Annotated in this window: 18 protein-coding genes; 8 read left to right on the top strand and 10 right to left on the bottom strand. The window is 63.0% G+C overall.

Annotated features, from left to right (window positions below):
- Positions 1–18: 18 nt before the first annotated feature.
- The 6 genes from AB5Y80_RS13285 to AB5Y80_RS13260 all read right to left on the bottom strand — a co-directional run bounded on the left by AB5Y80_RS13285 (position 19) and on the right by AB5Y80_RS13260 (position 5,082).
- Positions 19–1,172, bottom strand: a protein-coding gene (locus tag AB5Y80_RS13285) for an IS3-like element ISAeca4 family transposase (protein ID WP_139739419.1) whose coding sequence is annotated in 2 segments (ribosomal slippage) — positions 19–935 and positions 935–1,172 — 1,155 coding nt in all. Because the reading frame shifts where the segments join, the coding sequence is not laid out codon by codon here.
- 180 nt (positions 1,173–1,352) lie between these two features.
- The gene (locus tag AB5Y80_RS13280) at positions 1,353–2,180 is read right to left on the bottom strand and encodes a bifunctional transcriptional activator/DNA repair enzyme AdaA (protein WP_368173046.1); all 828 of its coding nucleotides are present in this window, start codon (positions 2,178–2,180) and stop codon (positions 1,353–1,355) included.
- Positions 2,181–2,231: 51 nt separating this feature from the next.
- A complete protein-coding gene (locus AB5Y80_RS13275; protein ID WP_368173045.1) occupies positions 2,232–2,996 on the bottom strand; it encodes an SDR family oxidoreductase in 765 nt (254 codons plus the stop codon).
- A gap of 408 nt (positions 2,997–3,404) precedes the next feature.
- On the bottom strand, positions 3,405–3,776 hold the full coding sequence (locus AB5Y80_RS13270) for a DUF6616 family protein (RefSeq protein ID WP_368173044.1): 372 nt from the start codon (positions 3,774–3,776) through the stop codon (positions 3,405–3,407).
- On the bottom strand, positions 3,773–4,555 hold the full coding sequence (locus AB5Y80_RS13265; protein WP_368173043.1) for a HEAT repeat domain-containing protein: 783 nt from the start codon (positions 4,553–4,555) through the stop codon (positions 3,773–3,775). Before AB5Y80_RS13265 ends, AB5Y80_RS13270 begins: the two co-directional genes overlap by 4 nt.
- Positions 4,552–5,082 (bottom strand): MarR family winged helix-turn-helix transcriptional regulator, encoded by a 531-nt coding sequence (locus tag AB5Y80_RS13260; RefSeq protein WP_368173042.1) that lies wholly within the window; start codon positions 5,080–5,082, stop codon positions 4,552–4,554. The genes AB5Y80_RS13265 and AB5Y80_RS13260 overlap by 4 nt, the downstream gene beginning before the upstream one ends.
- 259 nt (positions 5,083–5,341) lie before the next feature.
- Here AB5Y80_RS13260 and AB5Y80_RS13255 point away from each other — a divergent pair, with 259 nt between their 5' ends.
- Both AB5Y80_RS13255 and AB5Y80_RS13250 read left to right on the top strand, forming a co-directional pair.
- Positions 5,342–6,712, top strand: coding sequence for a leucine-rich repeat-containing protein kinase family protein (locus AB5Y80_RS13255; protein ID WP_368173041.1), 1,371 nt, complete (start codon positions 5,342–5,344; stop codon positions 6,710–6,712).
- Positions 6,713–6,822: 110 nt separating this feature from the next.
- Positions 6,823–7,470, top strand: a complete 648-nt coding sequence (locus AB5Y80_RS13250) for a thiopurine S-methyltransferase (RefSeq protein ID WP_266136073.1) — start codon at positions 6,823–6,825, stop codon at positions 7,468–7,470.
- Positions 7,471–7,754: 284 nt separating this feature from the next.
- Here the strand turns inward: AB5Y80_RS13250 and AB5Y80_RS13245 are convergent, their stop codons facing one another.
- Positions 7,755–10,529: an insulinase family protein gene (locus tag AB5Y80_RS13245; RefSeq protein ID WP_368173040.1), complete on the bottom strand. Its 2,775-nt coding sequence runs from the start codon at positions 10,527–10,529 to the stop codon at positions 7,755–7,757.
- 162 nt (positions 10,530–10,691) lie between these two features.
- Here AB5Y80_RS13245 and sixA point away from each other — a divergent pair, with 162 nt between their 5' ends.
- From sixA to AB5Y80_RS13230, 3 genes are all read left to right on the top strand, one after another.
- Positions 10,692–11,159 (top strand): phosphohistidine phosphatase SixA, encoded by a 468-nt coding sequence (gene sixA, locus AB5Y80_RS13240; protein ID WP_039039039.1) that lies wholly within the window; start codon positions 10,692–10,694, stop codon positions 11,157–11,159.
- 133 nt (positions 11,160–11,292) lie between these two features.
- The gene (locus tag AB5Y80_RS13235) at positions 11,293–11,499 is read left to right on the top strand and encodes a DUF1107 domain-containing protein (protein WP_005324080.1); all 207 of its coding nucleotides are present in this window, start codon (positions 11,293–11,295) and stop codon (positions 11,497–11,499) included.
- 185 nt (positions 11,500–11,684) lie between these two features.
- The gene (locus AB5Y80_RS13230) at positions 11,685–12,605 is read left to right on the top strand and encodes a DMT family transporter (protein ID WP_039039040.1); all 921 of its coding nucleotides are present in this window, start codon (positions 11,685–11,687) and stop codon (positions 12,603–12,605) included.
- Positions 12,606–12,655: 50 nt separating this feature from the next.
- On the opposite strand, the gene AB5Y80_RS13225 is transcribed toward AB5Y80_RS13230, so the two are convergent.
- Positions 12,656–14,272: a peptide ABC transporter substrate-binding protein gene (locus AB5Y80_RS13225; RefSeq protein WP_010674562.1), complete on the bottom strand. Its 1,617-nt coding sequence runs from the start codon at positions 14,270–14,272 to the stop codon at positions 12,656–12,658.
- Positions 14,273–14,415: 143 nt separating this feature from the next.
- Here AB5Y80_RS13225 and AB5Y80_RS13220 point away from each other — a divergent pair, with 143 nt between their 5' ends.
- On the top strand, positions 14,416–14,658 hold the full coding sequence (locus tag AB5Y80_RS13220; RefSeq protein WP_139739434.1) for a hypothetical protein: 243 nt from the start codon (positions 14,416–14,418) through the stop codon (positions 14,656–14,658).
- Positions 14,646–15,680 carry a class 1 fructose-bisphosphatase gene (gene fbp, locus AB5Y80_RS13215; RefSeq protein ID WP_029314452.1) on the top strand — a complete coding sequence of 345 codons (1,035 nt, stop codon included), beginning with the start codon at positions 14,646–14,648 and terminating at the stop codon, positions 15,678–15,680. The genes AB5Y80_RS13220 and fbp overlap by 13 nt, the downstream gene beginning before the upstream one ends.
- Positions 15,681–16,255: 575 nt before the next feature.
- Here fbp and mfd read toward each other — a convergent pair.
- Positions 16,256–19,720 (bottom strand): transcription-repair coupling factor, encoded by a 3,465-nt coding sequence (gene mfd, locus AB5Y80_RS13210; RefSeq protein ID WP_368173039.1) that lies wholly within the window; start codon positions 19,718–19,720, stop codon positions 16,256–16,258.
- Positions 19,721–19,762: 42 nt separating this feature from the next.
- A complete protein-coding gene (locus AB5Y80_RS13205) occupies positions 19,763–20,338 on the bottom strand; it encodes a hypothetical protein (protein WP_049636824.1) in 576 nt (191 codons plus the stop codon).
- Positions 20,339–20,414: 76 nt separating this feature from the next.
- Between AB5Y80_RS13205 and AB5Y80_RS13200 the strand changes: the two genes are divergently transcribed.
- Entirely contained in the window at positions 20,415–21,650 is a 1,236-nt protein-coding gene (locus AB5Y80_RS13200; protein ID WP_010674566.1) for a lipoprotein-releasing ABC transporter permease subunit, read from the top strand.
- Positions 21,651–21,655: the final 5 nt, after the last annotated feature.

Below are 21,655 nucleotides of genomic sequence, written 5' to 3'. Positions count from 1 at the left end.
TGAATCGCCCCGGCTTCTCTAGACACTTTTGAGCCGTTCGAAATATTGCTTTTCACACTCTACTGGCGATAGCCCATTGTTGAAACTGTGCCGACGCTTGGGGTTGTAAAACATTTCAATGTAATCGAACACATCCTGCCGGGCCTCCTCCCGATCTGCATAGGTTTTACGTCGGATCCGCTCGCGTTTGAGGAGTTGGAAGAAACTCTCCGCCACCGCGTTATCATGGCAATTGCCACGTCTGCTCATGCTGGCCTTGAGCCGGTGCTCCCGCAAAAAATCCTGCCAGTCATAGCTGCTAAACTGGCTCCCTTGGTCAGAATGAACCAGCACTTCCTGCTCGGGTCGCCGTCGCCACACTGCCATCAGTAACGCGCTGATGGCCAACTCTCGGTCGATCCGTGGCCCCATTGACCAACCAATGACTTGTCGTGAAAACAAATCCAATACCGCGGCCAGATAGAGCCAGCCTTCATGGGTTCGAATATAAGTGATGTCCGTTACCCAGACCTTATTTGGCTCAGTCACATCGAACTGGCGTTCAAGATGATTCGGTGCAACCACCGTTGGCCGGCCACCATAATGACCGGGACGGCGACGATAACCGGTTTGTGAACGCAAACCTTCATGACGCATTAATCGCGCCACCCGGTGTTTCCCACAGGTCTCGCCCATCTCTCGCAGGTCATCCCGGATCTTGCGATAGCCATAGACGCCCCCGCTTTCTAGCCAACATTGCTTGATCTGGCCCAGGAGGCGTTGGTCTTCAAGTGCGCGGGCAGATAAAGGCTGGTGCTGCCAGGCGTAATAACCGCTCGGGTGGACATTCATCATCCGACACAGTCGGCGGATGGGATGTGTGGACGCGTGCACCCGGATGAAGGCGTACCTTACCCTGACAGCTTGGCAAAGTACGCGGCGGCCTTTTTTAAGATATCTCGCTCATCGGTGACGCGGCGCAGTTCAGCCTTGAGGCGCCGAATTTCGGCTTGCTGGCTGGAGTCATGCTGTTGCTGCACGGCGGGCTGGCTGTAGCGCCTGATCCAGGCGTAAAGACTGTGGCTGGAAACACCAAGTCGCTCAGCGACCTCTGCCACTGGGTAATGGCGCTCAGTCACCTGCTTGACGGCGGCCAGTTTGAATTCTTCCGTGTAACGTTGCTGCTTGCTCATAACACCTCCTGATTGACCTCAGTTTGAGGCTCTTGAGGTGTCTAGGAAAGTAGGGGCGATTCACTGCTAATGCCCTCGCTTTATATCGTGAATGCTCGTTCGGCGTGAACTTGATAGTTTGCTGACTCACAACCAACAGCCCTGTTTCTCTCCCATCAGGGCGAACAGAAAAGGCCAGGTTCACTCATACCTCGCCGCTTCCCAGGCGTGTATCGCCTGTTTACGGGTCTCGCCCCAGTGATAGCCGCCGAGTTTGCCGTTTTGCTGAATGACTCTGTGGCAGGGGATCATCAAGGCGACGGGGTTGGCGCCCACCGCCAGCCCCACGGCGCGGGCGGCCTTGGGGTTGCCGACGGCGCTTGCCACCTGGGCGTAGCTCACCACCTTGGCGGGTGGGATCTGCAATAGCGCCCGCCAGACGCTGATCTGAAAGTTGGTGCCGCTCACGTGCAAGGAGAGGGGGCGATCCGGCGCCTTGCTGTCATCGAACATGGTGTGGATGACCCCCTGGGTGCGTGAGGGCGCTTCTCGCAGCTCTGCCTCAGGCCAACGCTGGGCGAGGGCACTCAGCGGCGTTTGTGGGGCCTGGTCATCGAGAAACGAGAAGTTGCACACCCCTCGCGGGGTCAGGGCGACAAACGCCTGGCCGAAGGGGGTGTCGTGCACCCCGTGATCGATCACCAGCCCGGCCCCGCGCTGTTTGTATTCGCCCGGCGTCACCGCTTCGAGCTGCACGAAGTGATCGTAGAGTCGCGAGCCGCTGCTCAGGCCCAGGGTGTCGGCCACCTCCAGCAGCGGGCGCGACTCCTGCAGTAGCGCCTTGGCCCGCTCCAGGGTCAGCACTTGTAGATAGCGTTTGGGCGTCACCCCGGCCCAGCGGCTGAACAGCCGTTGGAAGTGAAAAGGGCTTAGGTGAACGTGCGCCGCTATCTCGTCCAGGGTGGGTTGGCGCGCCACCTGGCTTGCGATAAAACGGATGGCATCGGCGATGCGGGCGTAATCAGACATAGAGCGCTCTCACGATAGGTTGGCAGCCGCAGTATCTTGGGTGCGACAAGGTCATGTGCGACAAATAGATACCCCACCATCGGCCAGCAGGGCAATGCCGGTGGTAAAGCTGGAGGCATCGGACGCGAGATAAAGGGCCGAGCGGGCGATCTCTTCCGGTTGGGCCAGCCGTTTGAGGGCATGCATATGCTGCACAAAGGCGAGACTCTCCGGTGTATCGGTAAAGGCCCGCCCCATGGGGGTGTCGGTGCCCCCCGGCAGGAGGGCGTTGACCCGCACCCCTTGTGCCCCATATTCGGCGGCCAGCACCTGGGTCAGACCGATGAGGCCTGCTTTGCTCGCAGCATAGGCCGCCATGCCGGGCAGCCCCAGGGTATGGCCGACGAAGGTGGAGGTAAAGATAAGCGAGCCGCCCCCGCGTGCCTGCATGGCGGGGATCTGGTACTTGGCCCCCACAAAGGCGCTGGTGAGGTTGGTATCCAGGGTCTCTTGCCACTGCGCCAGTTCAAGCCCCGGCACGCTGCCCGGTGTCCCCGTGGTGCCGGCGTTGTTGAAGGCGATATCGAGTCCGCCAAAACGGGTCTGCGCGAGATCCACCAGGGCGCGGGCATAGGTTTCGCTTTTCACATCTCCCGCCAGGCTCACCGCCTGGCCCCCGAATTCCCTGATCTCCTCCACCAGCGTATCCAGCTCGCTCTGGCGGCGGGCGCCGACGACGACGCTGGCCCCCTCCCTTGCAAACAGGATGGCGCTGGCGCGACCGATACCGGAGCTGGCGCCCGTGATGATGGCGACCTTGTTGGACAGTAATGACATGGCAGTTCCCTCGCGAGATGTGCATGGCGCCAGGTGGCGACGCTCATGCAGGATTGGCAGACAAGTGGATGGGTTCAACCCCCTCCAGGTTCAAACCTCCTTTGGTTCAACCCTCCTTTGGTTCAAAGCTTTGGGGGGTCGAAAGCACTGTTGGTTTGAAAGCACTATGGCTGCGAACCTTCGTCACGACGACCCGGATCTTGCTCACTTGTGCCATCGGCGATGGGCCATCACGGCATCGGGAGATATCAGCGTTTTATGAAGGAAGTGGGAAGGGAGCGGGGTGGTGGCGCCGCTTTCCCAGGTGGTGGTGACCTGGGTTTGCAAGGGCAGGGCATGGAAAACAGTGCCACCGGTGTCGGCGGCACTGACGCAAAGCCAGGTGGGATAACACTCCTTTAGGGGTTATCAGGCCAGGGCGGGGCTGGTTGTGGCGGCGCAGGGCAGGGCGGCCAACTGTGCAAGGTGCTCGCCCAGGGAGACCCCGGCGCCGGTGGCGTTGACCGTCTCGAAGTAGTCGTGCCAGCCCGATGCGGCTATTCCCTGGACGAGGGCCTCGATGGCTGCGGCATCCGGCCCGCGCCAGATGGCGAAGAAGGGGTGGGGCGTACCATGGAGGGTGGCAGCATCGGTCTCGCCCAGGGCGATGGGCTCCACCCCGAGGGCGGCGAGGTTGGCCATGCCTGTGCCAATGGCCTCGAAGAACTGCTGACGGGCCGTCTGGCTCAGTGCCAGCCAGGCGGGAGTGGGGGTGTAGAGCTCTGCCAGATAGTGGGTCATAGGGGTTCCTTCGGGAGTTGGCCCTTGCGCAAGGTGCGCAAGGCGCGTTGACAAATCCGGGTTGTCGCGGGACTGGGGCTTTCGCGAGACCAGCGCGCGCAGAGGTCAGTGACCCACTGTGGCCTGTCTTTGCTCGCATCGTTCAGCCAGTTGGCAACGGAGTCCTGCACATAGGGGGCGGGATCGGCCTTGAGGGGCTCGAGCAGCATCAGGGCCTGCTCCGGCGCTTGTCGCAGGGACGCAAGATGGGTACACCAGACGCCGCGGGGCCGGGTCGCTTCGCTGGCAAAGCGTCGCAGCCGCTCGGACGGCTCCGCCGTCCAGGGCACCAGGGCGGCAATGGCCGCCTCGAGCTGCGCGGCAATGGTCGTTCGCATTGCGAGCCAGGCCCACTCGCGCACCCCAAAGTGCGGGTCATCGGCGAGGGGGCGAATGAGGGCCAGGCGGTCGCTGAGCGACAGCCCCTCGCTCGTGCCCACCATGAAACAGGCCCAGCCCCGCACGGTATCGGAGGGATGGCGGCTGAGCGCCGCAAGATCCCTCGTGCCGTTCTCGGTCAGGAGCAGCCTGGCGGCCAGTGCCATGCGCCGGGTAATGCCCTCCCCGGATGCAGCGTGCATCGACGCCAGCGCCTGGGGCCCGAGCGAAGGCAGGGTGCACTGCATCAGGGCGGCAAAATTCACCGCCAGGCATTCGGTCAGGTTGCTTGCCTCAGCCTCTCCCCGGTTGAGCTGGGCGAGGCGTGAGGGGGCGATATCCGTGATGCGGCTGCGTGTCATGGGTGCTCCTCTGTGGCGTCATCACTGCAGCCTGCCCGGGATGAGAGGACATTGAGCCAGGCCCGCTTGAGCAGGGCGCTCAGGGTCTCTCGCTCTGTCTGATCGAACCCGGCAAACAGGGAGCCTATCCACTGGCTGTGCTCATCGAGCAGGTGCTGCGCCAGGGCCTGGCCCTGCTCTGTCAGGCGCACCGAGATCTTTCGCCTGTCCTGGCTGTCGCTGTGGCGAGCCAACAGGCCGTCCCGTTGCAGCCCGTCGAGCAGGCCGGTGATGGTGGCCCGTGTGACCCCCGCCTTGTCGGCAAGCTCGTGGGGGGCCAGCCCTTGTGGCAGGTCGCGCAGCAAAAACAGCAGCACGAACTTGCCTTCGGAGAGGCGGTGAGGGGCCAGGCGCGCCGCGCACGCCTGATCGATGGCAGCGGCGAGGGTCAACACCTCAAAGCAGACGCGCATGTTTTGGGTGTCCGCGTGTCCGCGGCGCTCTGCATCCTCGAGCAGGGCGAGGTGTTTCTGTTCCAGCGTGATCATGATGGTGAGTCTCGAATGTCTTTGTATGGCGCCATACTATATGGCGCCAACCAAATGATCAACCTCCCAAGCGCGCGACCGGAATGGTTCATGGCAGCGAGGAGCGGGAGTGTGGCGATGGGGGGCCTTTGCAAGAGCAGGCGTTGCAATAAAATCGGCCATCTTTGGCCGTCATTCCCTATAATGCCCCTCCTGTGTGGTCTGGGGGGAGTGCCCGCAGTGAGCCACCGCAAGCCCGAATGTTGATAGAGACGATCCCATGCATACCCTGGAACAGCTTCGCGCAGGCGAACTCTGCGGCGCCCGCCACCTCAAACTTGTTGAAAACCTCGCGGTGTTCCCTCCCGAGATCCTGAGCCTCAAGGAGACCCTGGAGGTGCTGGATCTCACCGGCAACCAGCTGAGCGAGTTGCCTGACGAGCTGGCCGAATGCAAGAAGCTGCGCATCCTCTTCTGCTCCGAGAACAACTTCACCGAACTGCCCGAGGTGCTGGGGCGCTGCCCTGCGCTCACCATGGTGGGCTTCAAGGCCAACCGCATCGCGACCGTCCCGGCCGCCTCCCTGCCCGCCAGATTGCGCTGGTTGATCCTGACCGACAACGAGATAGAGACACTGCCCGGAGAATTGGGGCGCTGCATTGATCTGCAAAAGCTGATGCTTTCTGGCAACCGGCTCGCTGGGCTTCCCGAGACGCTTGCCGGTTGCCACCGTTTGGAGCTTTTGCGCATCGCCGCCAACCGCCTGCCAGCGCTGCCTGGCTGGCTGCCCTCGATGCCGCGTCTGTCCTGGCTGGCCTTTGCGGGCAACCCTTTCTGTGATGAGCAGGCGTGTCTGAACGGCACATCGGAGTTCACTACCGAGATCCTCTGGCAGGCGCTCTCACTGGGGGATGTGCTCGGGGAGGGAGCATCCGGCGTCATCTATCGCGCCGAGTGGGCGAGGGCCGAAGGGCCCGGGGCGGTGGCGGTCAAGCTCTTCAAGGGGGCCGTCACCAGCGATGGCTTGCCCCTGAGCGAGATGACTGCCTCCCTGGCCGCCGGTCGTCATCCAAACCTGGTCGGTGTGATGGGGAGGGTGAGCGATCATCCCTCTGGCATTCCGGCACTGGTGATGCCCCTGATAGACCCCGCCTTCACCACCCTGGCGGGGCCCCCGAGCCTGGACTCCTGCACCCGGGATGTCTATGGGGAGGATCTGAACTTCACCCCGGCCCAGGTGATGGCCATGGTGCAGGGGGTGGCTGCGGCCGCCCGGCACCTGCACGAGCGGGGCATCCTCCATGGCGATCTCTACGCACACAACCTGCTGTACTCCTTGCAGCCCGCGATGCCTCACTCGTCGCAGGAGGCGCCGGGCCGGGTGCTGCTCGGTGACTTTGGCGCAGCCTCCTGTTACGACCGCGCCGATGACGTGCTGGCCGGGCGGCTGGAGCGCCTGGAAGTGCGGGCCTTTGGCTGCCTGCTGGCCGAGCTGCTGGCGCGCTGTGATGGGGGGGACGCCGACCTCGACCCCCTTCATCGACTGGCCGGGGAGTGCGGCTTTGAGGTGCCTTCCCGGCGACCCACCTTCGCGCAGATCCTGACCCGGCTGGCAGCGATGGCGACAAGCCTGCCTGGGGTCGTGGCCTGAGGCCTGCCCATCGTGGGCCTTCTCGTGCACAGGGGCGGGATCATGGGGCTTGCGCCACTTCGGTGAAGTTGTGATAGTGATGCACCATTGCAGATGACGAGAGGAAGATGATGGAAGCGGCATTTTGGCACCAGAAGTGGAAAGAGAACCGGATTGGCTTTCATCAGGCAGATTTCAACCGCTGGCTGCAATCCTGGTGGTCGGCCCGGCAAGGGAGCGACCCCGTGCTGGTGCCCCTTTGCGGCAAGTCCCGGGACATGCTTTGGCTGCGTGAGCAGGGGCATCCGGTGGATGGCTTCGAGCTCTCCGAGCTCGCCATTACCCAGTTTTTTGACGAGAACAACCTGAGTGCAGAGAGAAGCGAGGTGGGTCCCTATCAGTGCCACCGGCACGAGGATCTGCGCATCTATCAGGGGGACTTCTTCGCCGCCCCGGAGCTCGGGCAGCGTTATCGCCTGGTCTATGACAGGGCGGCCCTCATCGCCTTGCCGGGCGCCATGCGCCGCCAGTATGCCGCCCTGATGAGCCGCCTGGTGGAGGCGGGAGGGCAGGTGTTGCTGGTGACCCTCGAGTATCAGCCCGAGCAGCAGCAACAGCCGCCGTTCTCGGTAGGGGAGATGGAGGTGCGTACCCTGTTTGAGCGCGACTTTGGTGTCGAGGTGCTGGGCCGGGGGGCTGAGCTGGATCACCCCAGGGTGCTCTCGGGGCAGCTCTCCTATTTCGACGAGGTGGCTTACCGGCTGATCCGCCGGGGCTGAGAGGGCGCGAGGCCGCTGCCAAGGATGGAAGTGGCGCTTGTTTTACCTCCTTTGACATAGATCAACGTGGAAAATCAGGGAAATGCCTAAGATGAGGCTGTTTCTCAATCACTGCTGGTGCCGACCGATGAGCTCTGGTTTGAACGCCGGTCGAACATCAACCCAGTGTCTGATTTTCACGCTCATGTTCACTTTTGGCGGCTTTGGTCGCAATTGATTATGGTTTTTCCAGCCGACCCCACAGGGTCGGCTTTTTATTGCCTGCGCGTTGCCAACAGGGGAGGTCAGCCTTCGAAGGTGGCGGCGTTGAGCCGAAATGCCCTGGGATCGTCGACAAACTGGCCGGTGATCCGCTCGTCGTGCTCGTGGCCCAGGCCATAGCTGCAGAGGATGAGGCGATCCGAGGTACGGGATCTCAGTTGGGTGATGAAGCGCACCAGATCGGCACGGCTGAGCCTGCCCACCTCCTCGCGTACCCGTTCGCGCTGATCAAAACCCAGATCCTTGTTGCCGATGCTGACCCAGAGCCGCTGGCCGCGGCTGCGCAGGTTGGCATCCCGCTCGCTGAGCTGGGCCTGCAACCCCGCCTTGCTCTCCTGCCACTGCTGCTCGGTGAACTCCAACATGGCCAGCGGGAAGAGATCGATGAACTCCTCCACCGCATCCAGCAGGATCTGCGGCCCCGCCACCGGCGACTGGATATAGAAGATGAGACCGGGATGGCGGTTGAGGGGCAGGTTGCCGGCTCCCACCACGTAACCGAGCTGCTGGCGGGTGCGCAGCTCGTGGAAGAAGGTGGATGACATGATGTGGTTGGCCAGGGTGAAGCAGGCGAGATCCCGGGCCCGGGTGGTGCGAGACTGGTAGTAGACCAGCAGCGCCGAGTCCTCGTGATCGCACCCCTGCTCGCGAATGAGGGTGCCTCTGTCCTGGATGGAGATGAGGGGGCGGCGGGTCTCGGCGCTGGGCTGGCTGTTGGCACCGAGGTGGCGCTCCAACAGGGCCGCGAGTTCGAGGGCCTCGGCGGCCGTCCAGTCTCCATGTACCAGGGCCTCCAGATGCACCCTGGCAAAGAGCTCGGAGACGAAGCCGGGCATCTCGCCGAGTTCGACGGTGCGCAGGTGGCGCAACAGCTGCTCGAAGGGCGGGTTATTGGGTTGCAGCAAACTGGTGAGCTGGTTGAACAACTGGGAGATGGGGCGGGTCTTGGACTGGTTCTCCCAGTTGCGGATAAGCTGCTCCTTGATCTCGCTAAAGCGGGCCGGATCCGGATACCCCAGGGTGCGGTTGCCGAGGATCATGTCGAGCAGCAGCGGTTGCTTGTCGGCAAAGCCGCTGAGGTTGATGGTAAAGCCCCCCTGATGGGCATAAATCTGGTAGCCAAGGCCCGCGAGCTCCGCCGGGTAGGTAAGGGCGTTGAGGTGATCCGTGAGCAGTTCCACGGCCAGACGCGCCATGGCGATGTGACGCGGGCTCTTGACCGCATGTTCGCTGTCGACGGAGATGTAAAGGCTGCCCTTGGGCACGCTGAACTGATGCTCGTGCAGGTGCCAGAGCCGGAAACCGGGCCTGTCGATGAGGCAGGACGGCATGTCGGCGGGCAGTGCCGGCAGACGGGCGTCGAGGCGGGTGCTGATGAAGGGGTTGGGCGCCGGCAGGTGCAGGGCGGGATCCGGTTCACTCTGCTGCCAGCGGATCTTCTCGGCCTCGCTGATGATCTGGACGCTGTAGGGTGTCTGGTACCAGCGGGCGAGTCGATCCGTGCTCACTTCCGGGGCCTGGATGGTCACTCGCAGATTGTGGGGGGTCAGCTTGGCGAGGAAGCGCCGGATCAGCGGCTCATCGAACTCGCGCATCATGTAGTCGCCATAGAGCAGATCGTCCGGCCCGTAGCTGAACAGGTTGAGCACGAGGCCGGAGACGGTGTCGAGGGCCCGTCCACGCTCCTGGAAGCGGAAGGCGGATTCCAGCACGCTGCGCTTCTCCTCATAGCGCCAGGCCTGCACCCCGTCCCGCTCGATGAGCTTCAGATAGCCAAACAGGGCGGCGATGATCTCGTCTACATGCTCAAGCCCAAGGGGGGTGAGGCCAAAGCTCACGCCAAAGTCCTTGAAGTTGGCGCCGCTGATGCCGCCGCCGGCGGCGAGCTGATTGACCCAGCCCCGCCCCTTGAGCAGGGAGAGCAGGCTGCCTTCCCCCTCATAGCCGATGAGGTGGCTCAGGAAGGTGAGGGGTTTTTTGTCGTAATACTCATCCACGCACGGCAGCGGGAAGGTCAGCGCCAGCTTGCGTGTCTCCTTGACCGGGGTCAGCTGGATGCGAATGCCGAGATCATCGAGCCGGTAGAGAGGATGGCTCAGTACCGGAGGCCCGAGGTGGCGATCCGGAATGGCACCAAAGAAGCGATCACACCAGGCTAGCTGGGTCTCGATGGGTGCCGGTGAAAGCATGACCAGCGCCATGCGATCCGCACTGTAGTGGGTTTCGTAGAACGCAATGAGGTCCGAGCGCAGATCTCGGCCGGGGAGATCCGCCAGGGTGTCGAGGTTGCCCACCGAGAATTTGGAGAAGGGGTGGTCCGGATTGACCGTCTCCTTGTGCACCTGGTAGCTGCGGCGCACGTCGTCCTGCAGCTTGAGGCGGTACTCGGAGTCCACCGCGTTGCGCTCCTTGTCGACCCACTCCGGTGCAAAGGTGGGGCAGATGAAGAACTGGGAGAACCGGTCGAGCCCCGCCTCGAAGAAGCCGTTGTCGATGTCGAAGAAGAAGTTGGTGAACTCGGTGCCAGTCCAGGCGTTGTTGCTGCCCCCGTGACGGCTCATGAATTGCTGGTACTCACCGGGTTTGGGGTAGGTGCGGGTACCGAGAAACAGCATATGCTCGAGGAAATGGGCCATGCCCTGGCGATCGGCTGGATCGTCGAAGTGGCCGGTATTCACCGCCAGGGAGGCGGCGGATTTGTCGGTCTCGGGATCACAGATCAGCAAGACCCTGAGCCGGTTTGCCAGCTCCAGATAGTGATACCGCCGATGGTCATTGGGACTGGCATATGGGCTCATTGGGGAGGGGCTCGCGGTGAATTTATTTGAATTTAAACATGATTATCGACCCCGCTATCTTGCGAGGCAAACCCTTTTCTGAGAGGTGGCGCAATTGTTTCCCCCGGCATGGCGGGGTAAGATCCCCCCGCTATTTAAACAGGCCCCCTGGGCGAGGTTGTAATGAAAATCTACATCATGCGTCATGGCCAGGCTGGCATGAACGCAAAGACTGATGAACAGCGTCCACTGACCGAGCAAGGCATCGAAGAGTCCATCCACATGGCGAGCTGGCTGGCTCCCCAATTGGCAGGCTCCCTGAACCTGGTGATCCACAGCAACTACCTGCGTGCCAGACAGACCTGGCAGGCCATCGCCCCCGTGTTGCCCAAGGCCCTCAAGGTCGAGGAGAGCGGCGACATCACCCCCTACGGGGATCCGGCTTTCGTGGCGAGCTACCTCACGGAGCTGGCGGCGGAGCATGACAACATCCTGATGGTCAGCCACCTGCCGCTGGTGGGGTATCTGGTCCAGAGTCTCTGCCCGGCGGCAGGGGCCCCCATGTTCGCGACGTCCGGGCTGGCCTGCATCGAATGGCAAGATGGCAAAGGAGTCTTGCTCTGGCTGGAAGGACCGCATACAATACGGTAAAAGTTAATAATAAGTTACAGTTTGGTTTTTTGGGGAAGAGAGAGTCGAATTTTCCGGTTTTTTATATAAATTTAACGGAATTATTTCGCATAAGCTGCTGTCATACGGATACAACTTCAAGAGGTTGCAAACGATGAGAGTGTTCAAGAAGTACCTGCCACTGATGGTGGCAAAACATGTCAAAACCTTCTTCAAGGGGCGGATTTACATCCACGGCAGGGGGCGCTTCGATTTCCAGTCGGGCTTGCTGATGATGCCATTGCAAGCCGACATTCCCCATCGCCAGACGGTGCTCGAGGTCAATGAACTGATTTCAAGGCTCCACATGGATGCCGCTTGAGACGCCTCAGGCTGACCCTGGTCCCCCTCATGCCCGCCCCTGTGCGGGCATGATTGTTGATGGCGCCTGGGCGCGGCGCCAACCGTTCGCGCCATGGCGCTTCTTCCTGCGTTGGCAGGCTTGCTTATCCTGATTGCCTCTCTATACTCGCGCGCAATGCCCGCCTTTTTATTCTGGATATCGCAATGCCCCTTGCCTTCCTGTTTCCCTTCTCCTGCATGGCCATCTGGGCCGGCAATGGCATCGTCAGCAAGCTGGCGGTCGGGGTGTTGTCTCCTGCAGCGCTCGCCTGGTCGCGCTGGATGGTGGCGGCCCTGGTGCTGACCCCGTTTCTGGCTCACCGGGCCTGGCGCGAGCGCCGCAAGCTGCGGGCCGGTTTCTCGAAGCTGGCGGTGCTGGCCCTGCTCGGCATGGTCTTGAACCAGACCTTTGGCTATTACGCGGCCCAGACCCTGGGGGCCACCGAGATTGGCCTGATGATGGGGCTGACCCCCTTGATGACAGTGCTGCTCAGCATCTGGTTGCTGCGCGAGCGGCCCACCTGGGGGGCGCTGCTGGGAGGCGCCATCTCCATTCTGGGGTTGGCGATTTTGTTGGGGCAGGGGGATCCGGCCCGGTTGCTGACCCAGGGCATCCATATCGGTTCCGTTTACATGCTGCTCTCGGCGGCCACCTATGCGCTCTACAGCGTGCTGCTCAAGCGCTGGGATCTGGGGCTGGACAACTGGTCCATGCTCTACGGCCAGGTGCTGTGCAGCCTTCTGTTCCTCACCCCCTTCTATCTGCTGGTGGACGGGCACTGGCCCGATGGCAGCGCCCTCTGGCTCATCCTCTATGCGGGGATCCCGACCTCGGCCCTCTCGCCCTGGCTCTGGATGCAGGGCATTGCCCTGCTCGGGGCGAGCCGTACCGCCATCTTCATGAACCTGTTGCCGGTCATGACGGCCGCCCTTGCCATCAGCTGGCTCGGGGAGCGGCTCACCAGCTATCACCTCATCGGTGGCGGCATGACCCTGATGGGGGTGTTGCTGGCGCAGTTGCTGGTGAGGCCCGTGACGGTGCGAAGACGCGCCCGGCTCGCGGTGGCGGGCTGTCAGGAGAAGTAGGATAAAAAAAGACCGCCCTCGAGGCGGTCTTTTTGGTTCGGTGCCCAGCGTCACTGCGCCGTCAGATAGAGATCCTTGGCATAGACCAGGTCTTGCGGGTTCTGGTAGGGGTAGCCCTTGACGTTGGGTTTGAGCAGCCGTGATTTCACGTAGAAGTAGACAGGGGCAATGGGGGCCTCCTCGTCGATCAGCACCTCGGCCTGCTGATAGAGGCGGTTGCGCTCGGCGGGGTCCTTGGCGTCATGGGCCTTGGCCAGGAGGGCGTCGTACTCCTTGTTGAACCACTTGCCGCTGTTGGCGCTGCTGCTGGAGGTCATGATGTCGAGGAAGGTGGAGGCATCGTTGTAGTCTCCGTTCCAGGAGTAGCGGCTCACCCCGAAGTCACCCTCGTTCAGGGCCGACACCATGGTCTTCCACTCCATGTTGTTGAGCTCCGCCTTGACCCCCAGGTTGTGCTTCCACATGGAGGAGATGGCGAGCGCTATCTTCTTGTGCCCCTCGTTGGTGTTGTAGAGGATGTCCACCGTCAGCGGCTTGTCCGGGCCGTAACCCGCCTCGCCAAGCAGCGCCTTGGCCTGCTTGATGCGCTCTTCCTTGCTCATCAGCTCGCTGGCGGGGCGTTTGAGCTCGAAGCCGTCCACGCTCGGCGGGGTCAGGCTGAAGGCGGAGAGCTGCCCCTGTCCCAGGATCTTCTCCGTGATGGTGTCCCGGTCGATGGCAAGAGAGAGTGCCTTGCGCACCCTGACGTCGTCAAAGGGTTTGCGCTGGGTGTTGAAGACGTAGTAGTAGGTGGCGAGCATGGGGGCGCTCACCAGCTCCTCCGGGCTCTGGCGCTTGATCTGCTGATACTGCTCCAGGGGATAGGTGGTGTAGTGCAGCTCGCTCGCACGATAGCGGTTGTAGGCCGCGGTATCGGAGACGATCTCCAGATAGATCACCTTGTTCAGCACGGTGTGCTCGTTGTCCCAGTAGTGGGGGTTGCGCTCGGCGATGAGGCGCTCGTTCGGGGTCCACTCCTTGAGGGCGAAGGCGCCGTTGGAGACGATGTTGGCCGGTTTGACCCACTCATGACCGAACTTCTCGATGGTGGCCTTGGGCGCCGGGAAGGTGGTGTAGTGGGAGAGGGTCTTGAGGAAGAAGGGGACCGGGTTTTTCAGGGTGATCTGCAGGGTGTAGTCATCGAGCGCCTTGATCCCCAGGGCATCCGGGCTCTGCTTGCCCTGCACCACGTCGCTGGCATTGGCGACGCCGGTCAGCTCGATGAACCAGGCGTAGTTGGAGGCGTTCTTGGGGTCCGCCGCCCGCTGCCAGCCATAGACGTAGTCCGCCGCCGTCACCGGCTCGCCGTTGGACCATTTGGCATCGGGTCTGAGCTTGAAGGTGTAGACGGTGCCCGTGGCATCGAGCTCGTAGCCAAGGGCGCCCGCCGCCTGCAGCTTGCCGTTGCCATCCAGGGTATAGAGCCCCTCGAACAGATCGTTGACGACGTCGCTGCCCGCGCTCTCTTCCACCATCTGGGGATCGATGGAGGCAGGCTCGGTGCCGATGTTGCGCACGAACACTTGCTGGGCGGCTGGCAGAAGCTGGGTGCCTTCAGGCACCTGGGCGGCGAGGACGGGGAGGGTGAGCAGAGCGGCAACCGCCCCGGCGATAAGCGACTTTTTCATTGAATATCCTTATGTTTTTTTGCTTCCAAAGCGCAGCCAGTGTGCGGGATTGGGGGGGAGATCTCAAGAGGGGCGCCTCTGGCACAACATTGCCGGGCGCCAGGGGGAGCAGGGCGGGCAGCTGCGTCGGCCCGGATGCATTCTTGTCACGAATTAACCCCCCAAAAGATGCCGGATGGCACCCTTGTTTCACGGCGAAAGCCCGTGGTGGCGCGGCTTTCTGGCGATTTAAAGAACGGCTTAATTCGCTGCAAAAACAAAAAACAGGCGTTACATTGGGTTACAAAACAACGCTGCCGGGGATCGGCACTTTTTTTGCCGACACTTGCAAACGTTTTCAACGGCCAACGGAAACGATCTTAAAGGAACAAGAATGCGAAACATGATCACCATGGGCGAGTTCATCGTCAAAAAGCAGGCGGACTACCCGACCGCGACCGGCGAGCTGACCTCCTTGCTCAGCTCCATCCGCCTGGCCGCCAAGGTGGTGAACCGGGAGATCAACAAGGCGGGGCTGGCGGACATCATCGGTTCCATCGGCGCCGAAAACGTGCAGGGCGAGGTGCAGCAGAAGCTGGACGTCTATGCCAACGAGCGCTTCAAGGCGGCGCTGGAGGCCCGTGGCGAGGTGTGCGGCATGGCCTCTGAGGAGGAGGAGGACTTCGTCTCCTTCGATTCCGAGCTCTCCCGTCACTCCAAGTACGTGGTGCTGATAGACCCCCTCGACGGCTCCTCCAACATCGACGTCAACGTCTCGGTCGGGACCATCTTCTCCATCTACCGCCGGGTCAGCAAACCGGGCGCCGGGGTCACTCTGGAGGACTTCCTGCAGCCGGGTCACCGTCAGGTCGCGGCGGGCTACGTGGTCTACGGCTCCTCCACCATGCTGGTCTACACCACCGGCTTTGGGGTCAACGGCTTCACCTATGACCCCTCCATCGGCTGCTTCTGCCTCTCCCACGAGAACATCCGCATTCCGGAGGAGGGCAAGATCTACTCCATCAACGAGGGCAACTACATCAAGTTCCCGGACGGGGTGAAGAAGTACCTGAAATACTGCCAGGAGCGTGACGAGGCGACTCACAGGCCCTACACCTCCCGCTACATCGGCTCCCTGGTGTCGGATTTCCACCGCAACCTGCTCAAGGGGGGCATCTACATCTACCCGTCCGGCACCAACTCCCCGAACGGCAAGCTGCGCCTGCTCTATGAGTGCAACCCCATGGCCTTCCTGGTGGAGCAGGCCGGTGGCAAGGCGTCCGACGGCTTTGGCCGCATCATGGACATCCAGCCTACCGCTCTGCACCAGCGGACCCCCTACTTCGTCGGGTCCACCAGGATGGTGGAGCGGGCCGAGGCCTTCATGCGGGAGTTCTCCGCCCACGAGGATCCGGCCAACCAGGGCTAAGCCCGGGCCAGCGTCCCTTCGTCACGGGAGCCGTCAAGGCTCCCGTTTTTATTGACGGGCAGGCGGGTATAGCCAGGTTGATATGCTGACGAACTGACGAACTGACGAACTGACGAACTGACGAACTGACGAACTGACGAACTGACGAACTGACGAACTGACGAACTGACGAACTGACGGACTGACGAACTGACGGACTGACGGACCGATGCGGCGCCTCGGCGGTCGCGGTGCAATGGCTGGTGGCCCCCTTGCCGGGATGCCTGGTCTGGATACGTGGGCGGGATAAATACGGCACGGGCCATCTGCGGGGCTATCGAGGCGCATTGAGCCCGTTTGTTGCCCACAATCATCCCCACATCCATCTGTTTTTCAGATGGGTGGTGACTCAATGTATCGCATCAGTGGATGGATTTGGCGGTAAAATGGTGCTGCCAGGAGGGCGAACCGAGGCGTCGGGGGCAAGAAGGGGGGCCGGGGGCGAGATGCCGCCCCTTGCCAGCAACGAAACGGGAGCCCTGGGGCTCCCGTTGTTGTAGGCGGCAGGTCGCGCCCTGCTGACGTCATGCTTCCCCTCAGGGGGTGGCATGGCGGGCGAGATCTGCCAGCAGGCCATCCACCAGTTTGAGGCGCATGGCCCTGTCCTGGGTCGGCACCTGGAAGCGCAGCCGGGTCGGTCCGTCCATCTTGTAGATGCGCGGCTGCTCGGAGAGCAGCTTGACCAGATAGGCCGGGTTGACGCGGGTTTCCTGGGTAAAGTCCAGATAGCCGCCGCGCTCGCTCATCTCCACCCGGCGAATGCCCAGCGCCGTGGCGCGCTGGCGGAAGGCGGCCAGCTCCATCAGTGTCTTGGTCGGTTCCGGCAAGAGACCGAAGCGATCGATGAGCTCCACTTTGAGCTCCCGCAGTTCCTGCTCATCGGCGGCACTGGCGATGCGCTTGTACATGGAGAGGCGCATGTTGACGTCCGGGATGTAGTCGTCCGGGAGCAAGGCGGGCAGGCGCAGCTCCACCTCGGTGTGCTGGCTCATCAGCTGCTCGAGCGACGGCTCCTTGCCATGTTTGAGCGCCTCCACCGCCTGCTCCAGCATCTCCATGTAGAGGGTGAAGCCCACCGATTCGATCTGGCCGCTCTGATCGTCGCCCAGCAGCTCGCCCGCGCCCCGGATCTCCAGATCGTGGGTGGCGAGCGCAAAGCCGGCGCCGAGATCTTCGAGGGACGCGATGGCCTCCAGCCGCTTGGCCGCATCCTTGGTCATCAGCTTGGGATGGGGGGTGAGCAGGTAGGCATAGGCCTGGTGGTGGGAGCGCCCGACCCGGCCCCGCAGCTGGTGCAACTGGGCCAGACCGAGATGATCCGCCCGGTCCATGATGATGGTGTTGGCGCTCGGCACGTCGATGCCGGTCTCGATGATGGTGGTGCACACCAGCAGGTTGAAGCGCTGGTGGTAGAAGTCCGACATCACCCGCTCGAGCTCCCGCTCGCGCATCTGGCCGTGGGCGATGCCGATGCGCGCCTCCGGCACCAGCTCGGCAAGATCGGCGGCGCACTTCTCGATGCTCTCCACGTCGTTGTGCAGGTAGTAGACCTGGCCGCCGCGCTTCAATTCCCGCAGTACCGCCTCGCGCACCACCGCAGGTTCGTGCTGGCGCACGAAGGTCTTGATGGCGAGCCGCTTGGCGGGCGGGGTGGCGATGATGGAGAGATCCCGCATGCCGGACATGGCCATGTTGAGGGTGCGGGGAATGGGGGTCGCGGTGAGGGTGAGGATATCCACGTCGGCGCGCAGCGCCTTGATCTTCTCCTTCTGGCGCACCCCGAAGCGGTGCTCCTCGTCGACGATGAGCAGGCCCAGATCCTTGAAGGTGAGCTCGGCGCCGAGCAGCTTGTGGGTGCCGATGATGATGTCCACCTTGCCCTCGGCCATCTCCTTCATCACGGCGCTCTGCTCCTTGGCGGAGCGGAAGCGGCTCAGTACCTCCACCCGCACCGGCCAGTTGGCGAAGCGGTCGCGGAAGTTGTCGTAGTGCTGCTGGGCCAGGAGGGTGGTGGGCACCAGCACGGCCACCTGCTTGCCGCCGTGCACGGCCACAAAGGCCGCCCGCATCGCCACTTCTGTCTTGCCAAAGCCCACGTCGCCGCACACCAGCCGATCCATGCTCTTGGCCTGGCACATGTCGCCGAGCACAGCGTTGATGGCATTGAGCTGATCCTCGGTCTCCTCGAACGGGAAGCTCGCGGCAAACTGGCGGTAGGCCTCCCGGTCGTGTTTGAAGGCAAAGCCGTGACGGGCTGCCCGCATGGCATAGACATCCAGCAGCTCGGCCGCCACGTCCCGCACCTTCTCCGCCGCCTTGCGCCGCGCCTTGACCCAGGCCTCGCCGCCGAGCTTGTGGCTGGGCGGGTTGTCCGAGCCGGTGTAGCGGCTGATCAGGTGCAAACTGGTGACCGGCACGAACAGCTTGTCGCCGCCGGCGTATTCCAGGGTCAGAAACTCGGTGGGCAGGCCGCCTGCGTCTATGGTCTCGAGCCCCAGATAGCGACCGACCCCGTGATCCAGGTGCACCACCGGCTGGCCCTGGGTCAGCTCGCCCAGGTTTCGGATCACCGCATCCGAGCTTAAGTTCTTGCTCTTGTCCCGCTGGCGCTTGCTGCGGATCTTGCCGCCGAGCAGCTCGGCTTCGGTGATGAGGGCAAGGGGCGTCTGGCCGGGCTCTTGCAGCAGGAAGCCCCGCTCCAGGGGACAGACCAGCAGCCCGTGGCGCGCATCGCTCACCAGGAAGGCGTCGAGGGAAGCAAACTCCCGGGGTTGCAGGTTGATCCGTGCGAGCAGATCCCCGAGCCCCTCGCGCCGCCCCTCGGACTCCACCGCAAACAGGGTGCGCCCGGCAAAGCCTTGCAGGAAGCCGTCAAGGGCCAGCAGGGGTTGCTCCTTGCTGTGGTCGAGCTGCAGATCCGGCAGGGGGGCGAGGGGCAGATCGTGCTGACCCGCTCCGCCGTCAACGGTCGCCTCCTGCAGCCGCACGGCGCCATAGTCCCCGAGGGCGGCGAAGAGCTGCTCCACCGGCAGATAGATCTGCTGGGGCGGCAGCAGGGGACGGGTGTTGTCCCAGCGTCTGTCTTCATAGCGCTGGCCGATGTCGTTCCAGAAGCGCTGGGCCGCGGGGTAGATCTCCCCCACGGTGAGCAGCAGGGTGTTTTCGGGCAGGTAATCAAACAGGCTGGCGGTCTGCTGGAAGAAGAGCGGCAGGTAGTATTCAATGCCGGCGGGCCAGCGCCCCTTGCTCACCTCCTGATAGACGGAGCCCTCGGCCCGGGAGATCTCGAACTGTTCGCGATACTGGCCACGAAACAGCTCGATGGCCCCCTCGTCGGTGGGAAATTCCCGGGCGGGCAGGAGGCTCACCGATTTGACCGGCTCGCTGGAGCGCTGGGTCTCGGGGTCGAACGGGCGGATGGAGTCCACCTCGTCGTCGAAAAAATCAATGCGATAGGGGCGGCTGCTCCCCATGGGGAAGAGATCCAGCAGGGAGCCGCGGGCGGCGAATTCGCCGTGCTCCAGCACCTGTTCCACCGCCACGTAGCCCGCCTGCGCCAGACGCCCGCGCAACTGCTGCAGGTTGAGGCGCTGGCCGCTTGTGACCATCAGGCTGTATTTGTCGAGATAAGCCTGGGGCGCCGTGCGCAGCATCAGGGTGGAGATGGGCACGATGAGCACGCCGTGGCGCATCTGCGGCAACTGGTAGAGGGTCTCGAGGCGCTGGGAGATGATGTCCTGGTGGGGAGAGAAGCTGTCGTAGGGCAGGGTCTCCCAGTCCGGGAACAGCAGCACCGGGCAATCCTGATCCGCCAGCAGGAACCCCAGTTCCTGTTCAAGGCGCAGGGCGCTCGGGGTATCGGCGGTGACCAGCAGGACGGGTCTTCGGGCTTCCCGGGTGAGGCGGGCGGCAACCAGCGCCAGGCTGCTGCCGACCAGCTGGCCGAACGTTGTCTTCTGGCCCGCTTTGGCGGGCAAGGCGGGGAGGGTCATTGGCATCATCGGAGTCTTTTACTGTTGGCGTTCTTTTGACATGGACCTGGGTTAGCGCTGACGTTCCTGGGCACGCAGCTTGAGCTGTTTCGACTGCACATGCAGGCTGGCGCGCACCAGCAGCTCCCGGTCATCCTCGCGGATGCGCACGTAGTCGAGCATCACGTGGGTGCCGTGCTCTCCAGCGTCCCGCTGCACGACCTCGCCGTAGCAGTAGACGGCGGAGGCCTCTTCCCGCAGGAAGATCTTGAGCCGCACGATCTGGTGCAGGGCGGGGGCCTCCCCGTGCCCCTGGTGGGGGTGCAGGTAGGTGAGCTGCCCGGCGCCAAAGCGCAGGGTGTGGAAGCGGTGCTCGGGGTGATCCTGGGCTGCCAGCACATAGCCCATGATCATGTCGATCTTGCGGGACTGCTGGTTGATGATCTCCACCAGATCGTGCATGGACTCGTTCTGGCTGCGCAGCAACCGGCTGCTCACCAGATCGATGGAGGTGATGGCGGAGGCGATGCGAAACGGCTCGGGCAACTCGGCCTCCAGGGCCTCCAGCGTCGGCAGACGAAAGTCGGCCGGCATGGGGATCACATTGACCGGCGTGGCATGGGTGACGCTGAAGAACTGTTCCTGCATGGAGGCTATCCCTTGTTGTCATAGACGGTTTCCCTTTATTATCCGGTATCTTATTTCGTTGGCAACGTAGATATCCTTGAAGACCGGACTTTTTCAGCCACTGTCGCTGGCCATCGGCCTGCGTTATGCAGGCTCGCGACGCAGTAACCGCTTCGTCTCCTTTATCTCCCTGTTCTCCACCTTTGGCATCGCCATCGGGGTCGCCGCCCTGATGGTGGTGATCTCAGTGATGAACGGGTTCGAAGGCCAGCTCAAGGGGCGCATCCTCGGGGTGATCCCCCATGTGGTGGTGACCAATCAGGCCGGACGCATCGAGGCCGAGCCCGAAGGTCTGCCCGACCTGGCCCGCTTGCCCCACGTGGTGGCCACGGCCCCCATGCTCGACAGCGAAGGCATGCTGCAAAGCCCGGGCCAGCTCACCGGTGTGAGCGTGCAGGGGATCGATCCCGCCCGCTGGCCCAAGGATGACATCCTGCACGCCCAGATGCTGGGTGGGCGCCTTGACAGCCTGCAGGCCGGTGAATACCACATCGTGCTGGGGCAGGGGGTGGCCAGCCGCCTCAAGGTCTCCATCGGCGACCAGGTGCGTCTCATCCTGACCGAAGGTACCCGCTTTACCCCCTTTGGCCGGGTGCCGGCCCAGCGTCTTTTCACCGTCTCCGGCATTTTCGGGGTCGGCGCCGACGTGGACAGCCAGGTGGCCCTGATTGCCCTGGGGGATGCCCAGCGCATGCTGCGCCTGCCCGCAGACAAGGTGGGCGGCATCCGCCTCTGGCTGGACGATCCCTTCGCCGCCGACGAGGTGGTGAAGACCGCGTTGCCGGACGGGCTGGAGTGGCAGGACTGGCGCCGCGAGCGCGGCGAGCTGTTCCAGGCGGTGGCCATGGAAAAACGGATGATGGGGTTGATGCTGGTGCTGATCATCGCGGTCGCCACCTTCAACATCCTCTCCGCCCTGGTGATGGTGGTCACCGACAAGGAAGGGGAGGTGGCCATCCTGCGTACCATGGGCATGAGCGAATCCGGCATCGTCAAGATCTTCATGGTCCTGGGGGCGTCGAGCGGCGTCATCGGCGCCCTGTTCGGGGGGCTGGCGGGGCTGGCGCTCTGCTTTGGCCTCAATCCTCTGCTCAATGCCCTTGGGCTCAACCTCTATATGGCGGCGGGGGGCAGCGGTCTGCCGGTCATCGTCGAGCCGGCCCAGGTCATGACGATCCTGCTGGGTGCAGTGCTGCTGAGTTTCAGTGCCACCCTCTACCCGGCCTCCCGCGCGGCCCGGGTCAAACCGGCGGAGGCGCTGCGTTATGAATAATTCAT

Origin of the sequence: Aeromonas sp. R2-1, assembly GCF_040908425.1 — a bacterium.
In the GTDB taxonomy this organism is placed as follows: domain Bacteria; phylum Pseudomonadota; class Gammaproteobacteria; order Enterobacterales; family Aeromonadaceae; genus Aeromonas; species Aeromonas caviae.
This window is presented reverse-complemented; position numbering and strand designations above follow the sequence as displayed.

Coding starts and splice junctions, on each gene's coding strand:
- AB5Y80_RS13280 (WP_368173046.1), bottom strand. CDS start 2,180: ATGTCTGATTACGCCCGCATCGCCGATGCCATCCGTTTTATCGCAAGC.
- AB5Y80_RS13275 (WP_368173045.1), bottom strand. CDS start 2,996: ATGTCATTACTGTCCAACAAGGTCGCCATCATCACGGGCGCCAGCTCC.
- AB5Y80_RS13270 (WP_368173044.1), bottom strand. CDS start 3,776: ATGACCCACTATCTGGCAGAGCTCTACACCCCCACTCCCGCCTGGCTG.
- AB5Y80_RS13265 (WP_368173043.1), bottom strand. CDS start 4,555: ATGACACGCAGCCGCATCACGGATATCGCCCCCTCACGCCTCGCCCAG.
- AB5Y80_RS13260 (WP_368173042.1), bottom strand. CDS start 5,082: ATGATCACGCTGGAACAGAAACACCTCGCCCTGCTCGAGGATGCAGAG.
- AB5Y80_RS13255 (WP_368173041.1), top strand. CDS start 5,342: ATGCATACCCTGGAACAGCTTCGCGCAGGCGAACTCTGCGGCGCCCGC.
- AB5Y80_RS13250 (WP_266136073.1), top strand. CDS start 6,823: ATGGAAGCGGCATTTTGGCACCAGAAGTGGAAAGAGAACCGGATTGGC.
- AB5Y80_RS13245 (WP_368173040.1), bottom strand. CDS start 10,529: ATGAGCCCATATGCCAGTCCCAATGACCATCGGCGGTATCACTATCTG.
- sixA (WP_039039039.1), top strand. CDS start 10,692: ATGAAAATCTACATCATGCGTCATGGCCAGGCTGGCATGAACGCAAAG.
- AB5Y80_RS13235 (WP_005324080.1), top strand. CDS start 11,293: ATGAGAGTGTTCAAGAAGTACCTGCCACTGATGGTGGCAAAACATGTC.
- AB5Y80_RS13230 (WP_039039040.1), top strand. CDS start 11,685: ATGCCCCTTGCCTTCCTGTTTCCCTTCTCCTGCATGGCCATCTGGGCC.
- AB5Y80_RS13225 (WP_010674562.1), bottom strand. CDS start 14,272: ATGAAAAAGTCGCTTATCGCCGGGGCGGTTGCCGCTCTGCTCACCCTC.
- fbp (WP_029314452.1), top strand. CDS start 14,646: ATGCGAAACATGATCACCATGGGCGAGTTCATCGTCAAAAAGCAGGCG.
- mfd (WP_368173039.1), bottom strand. CDS start 19,720: ATGATGCCAATGACCCTCCCCGCCTTGCCCGCCAAAGCGGGCCAGAAG.
- AB5Y80_RS13205 (WP_049636824.1), bottom strand. CDS start 20,338: ATGCAGGAACAGTTCTTCAGCGTCACCCATGCCACGCCGGTCAATGTG.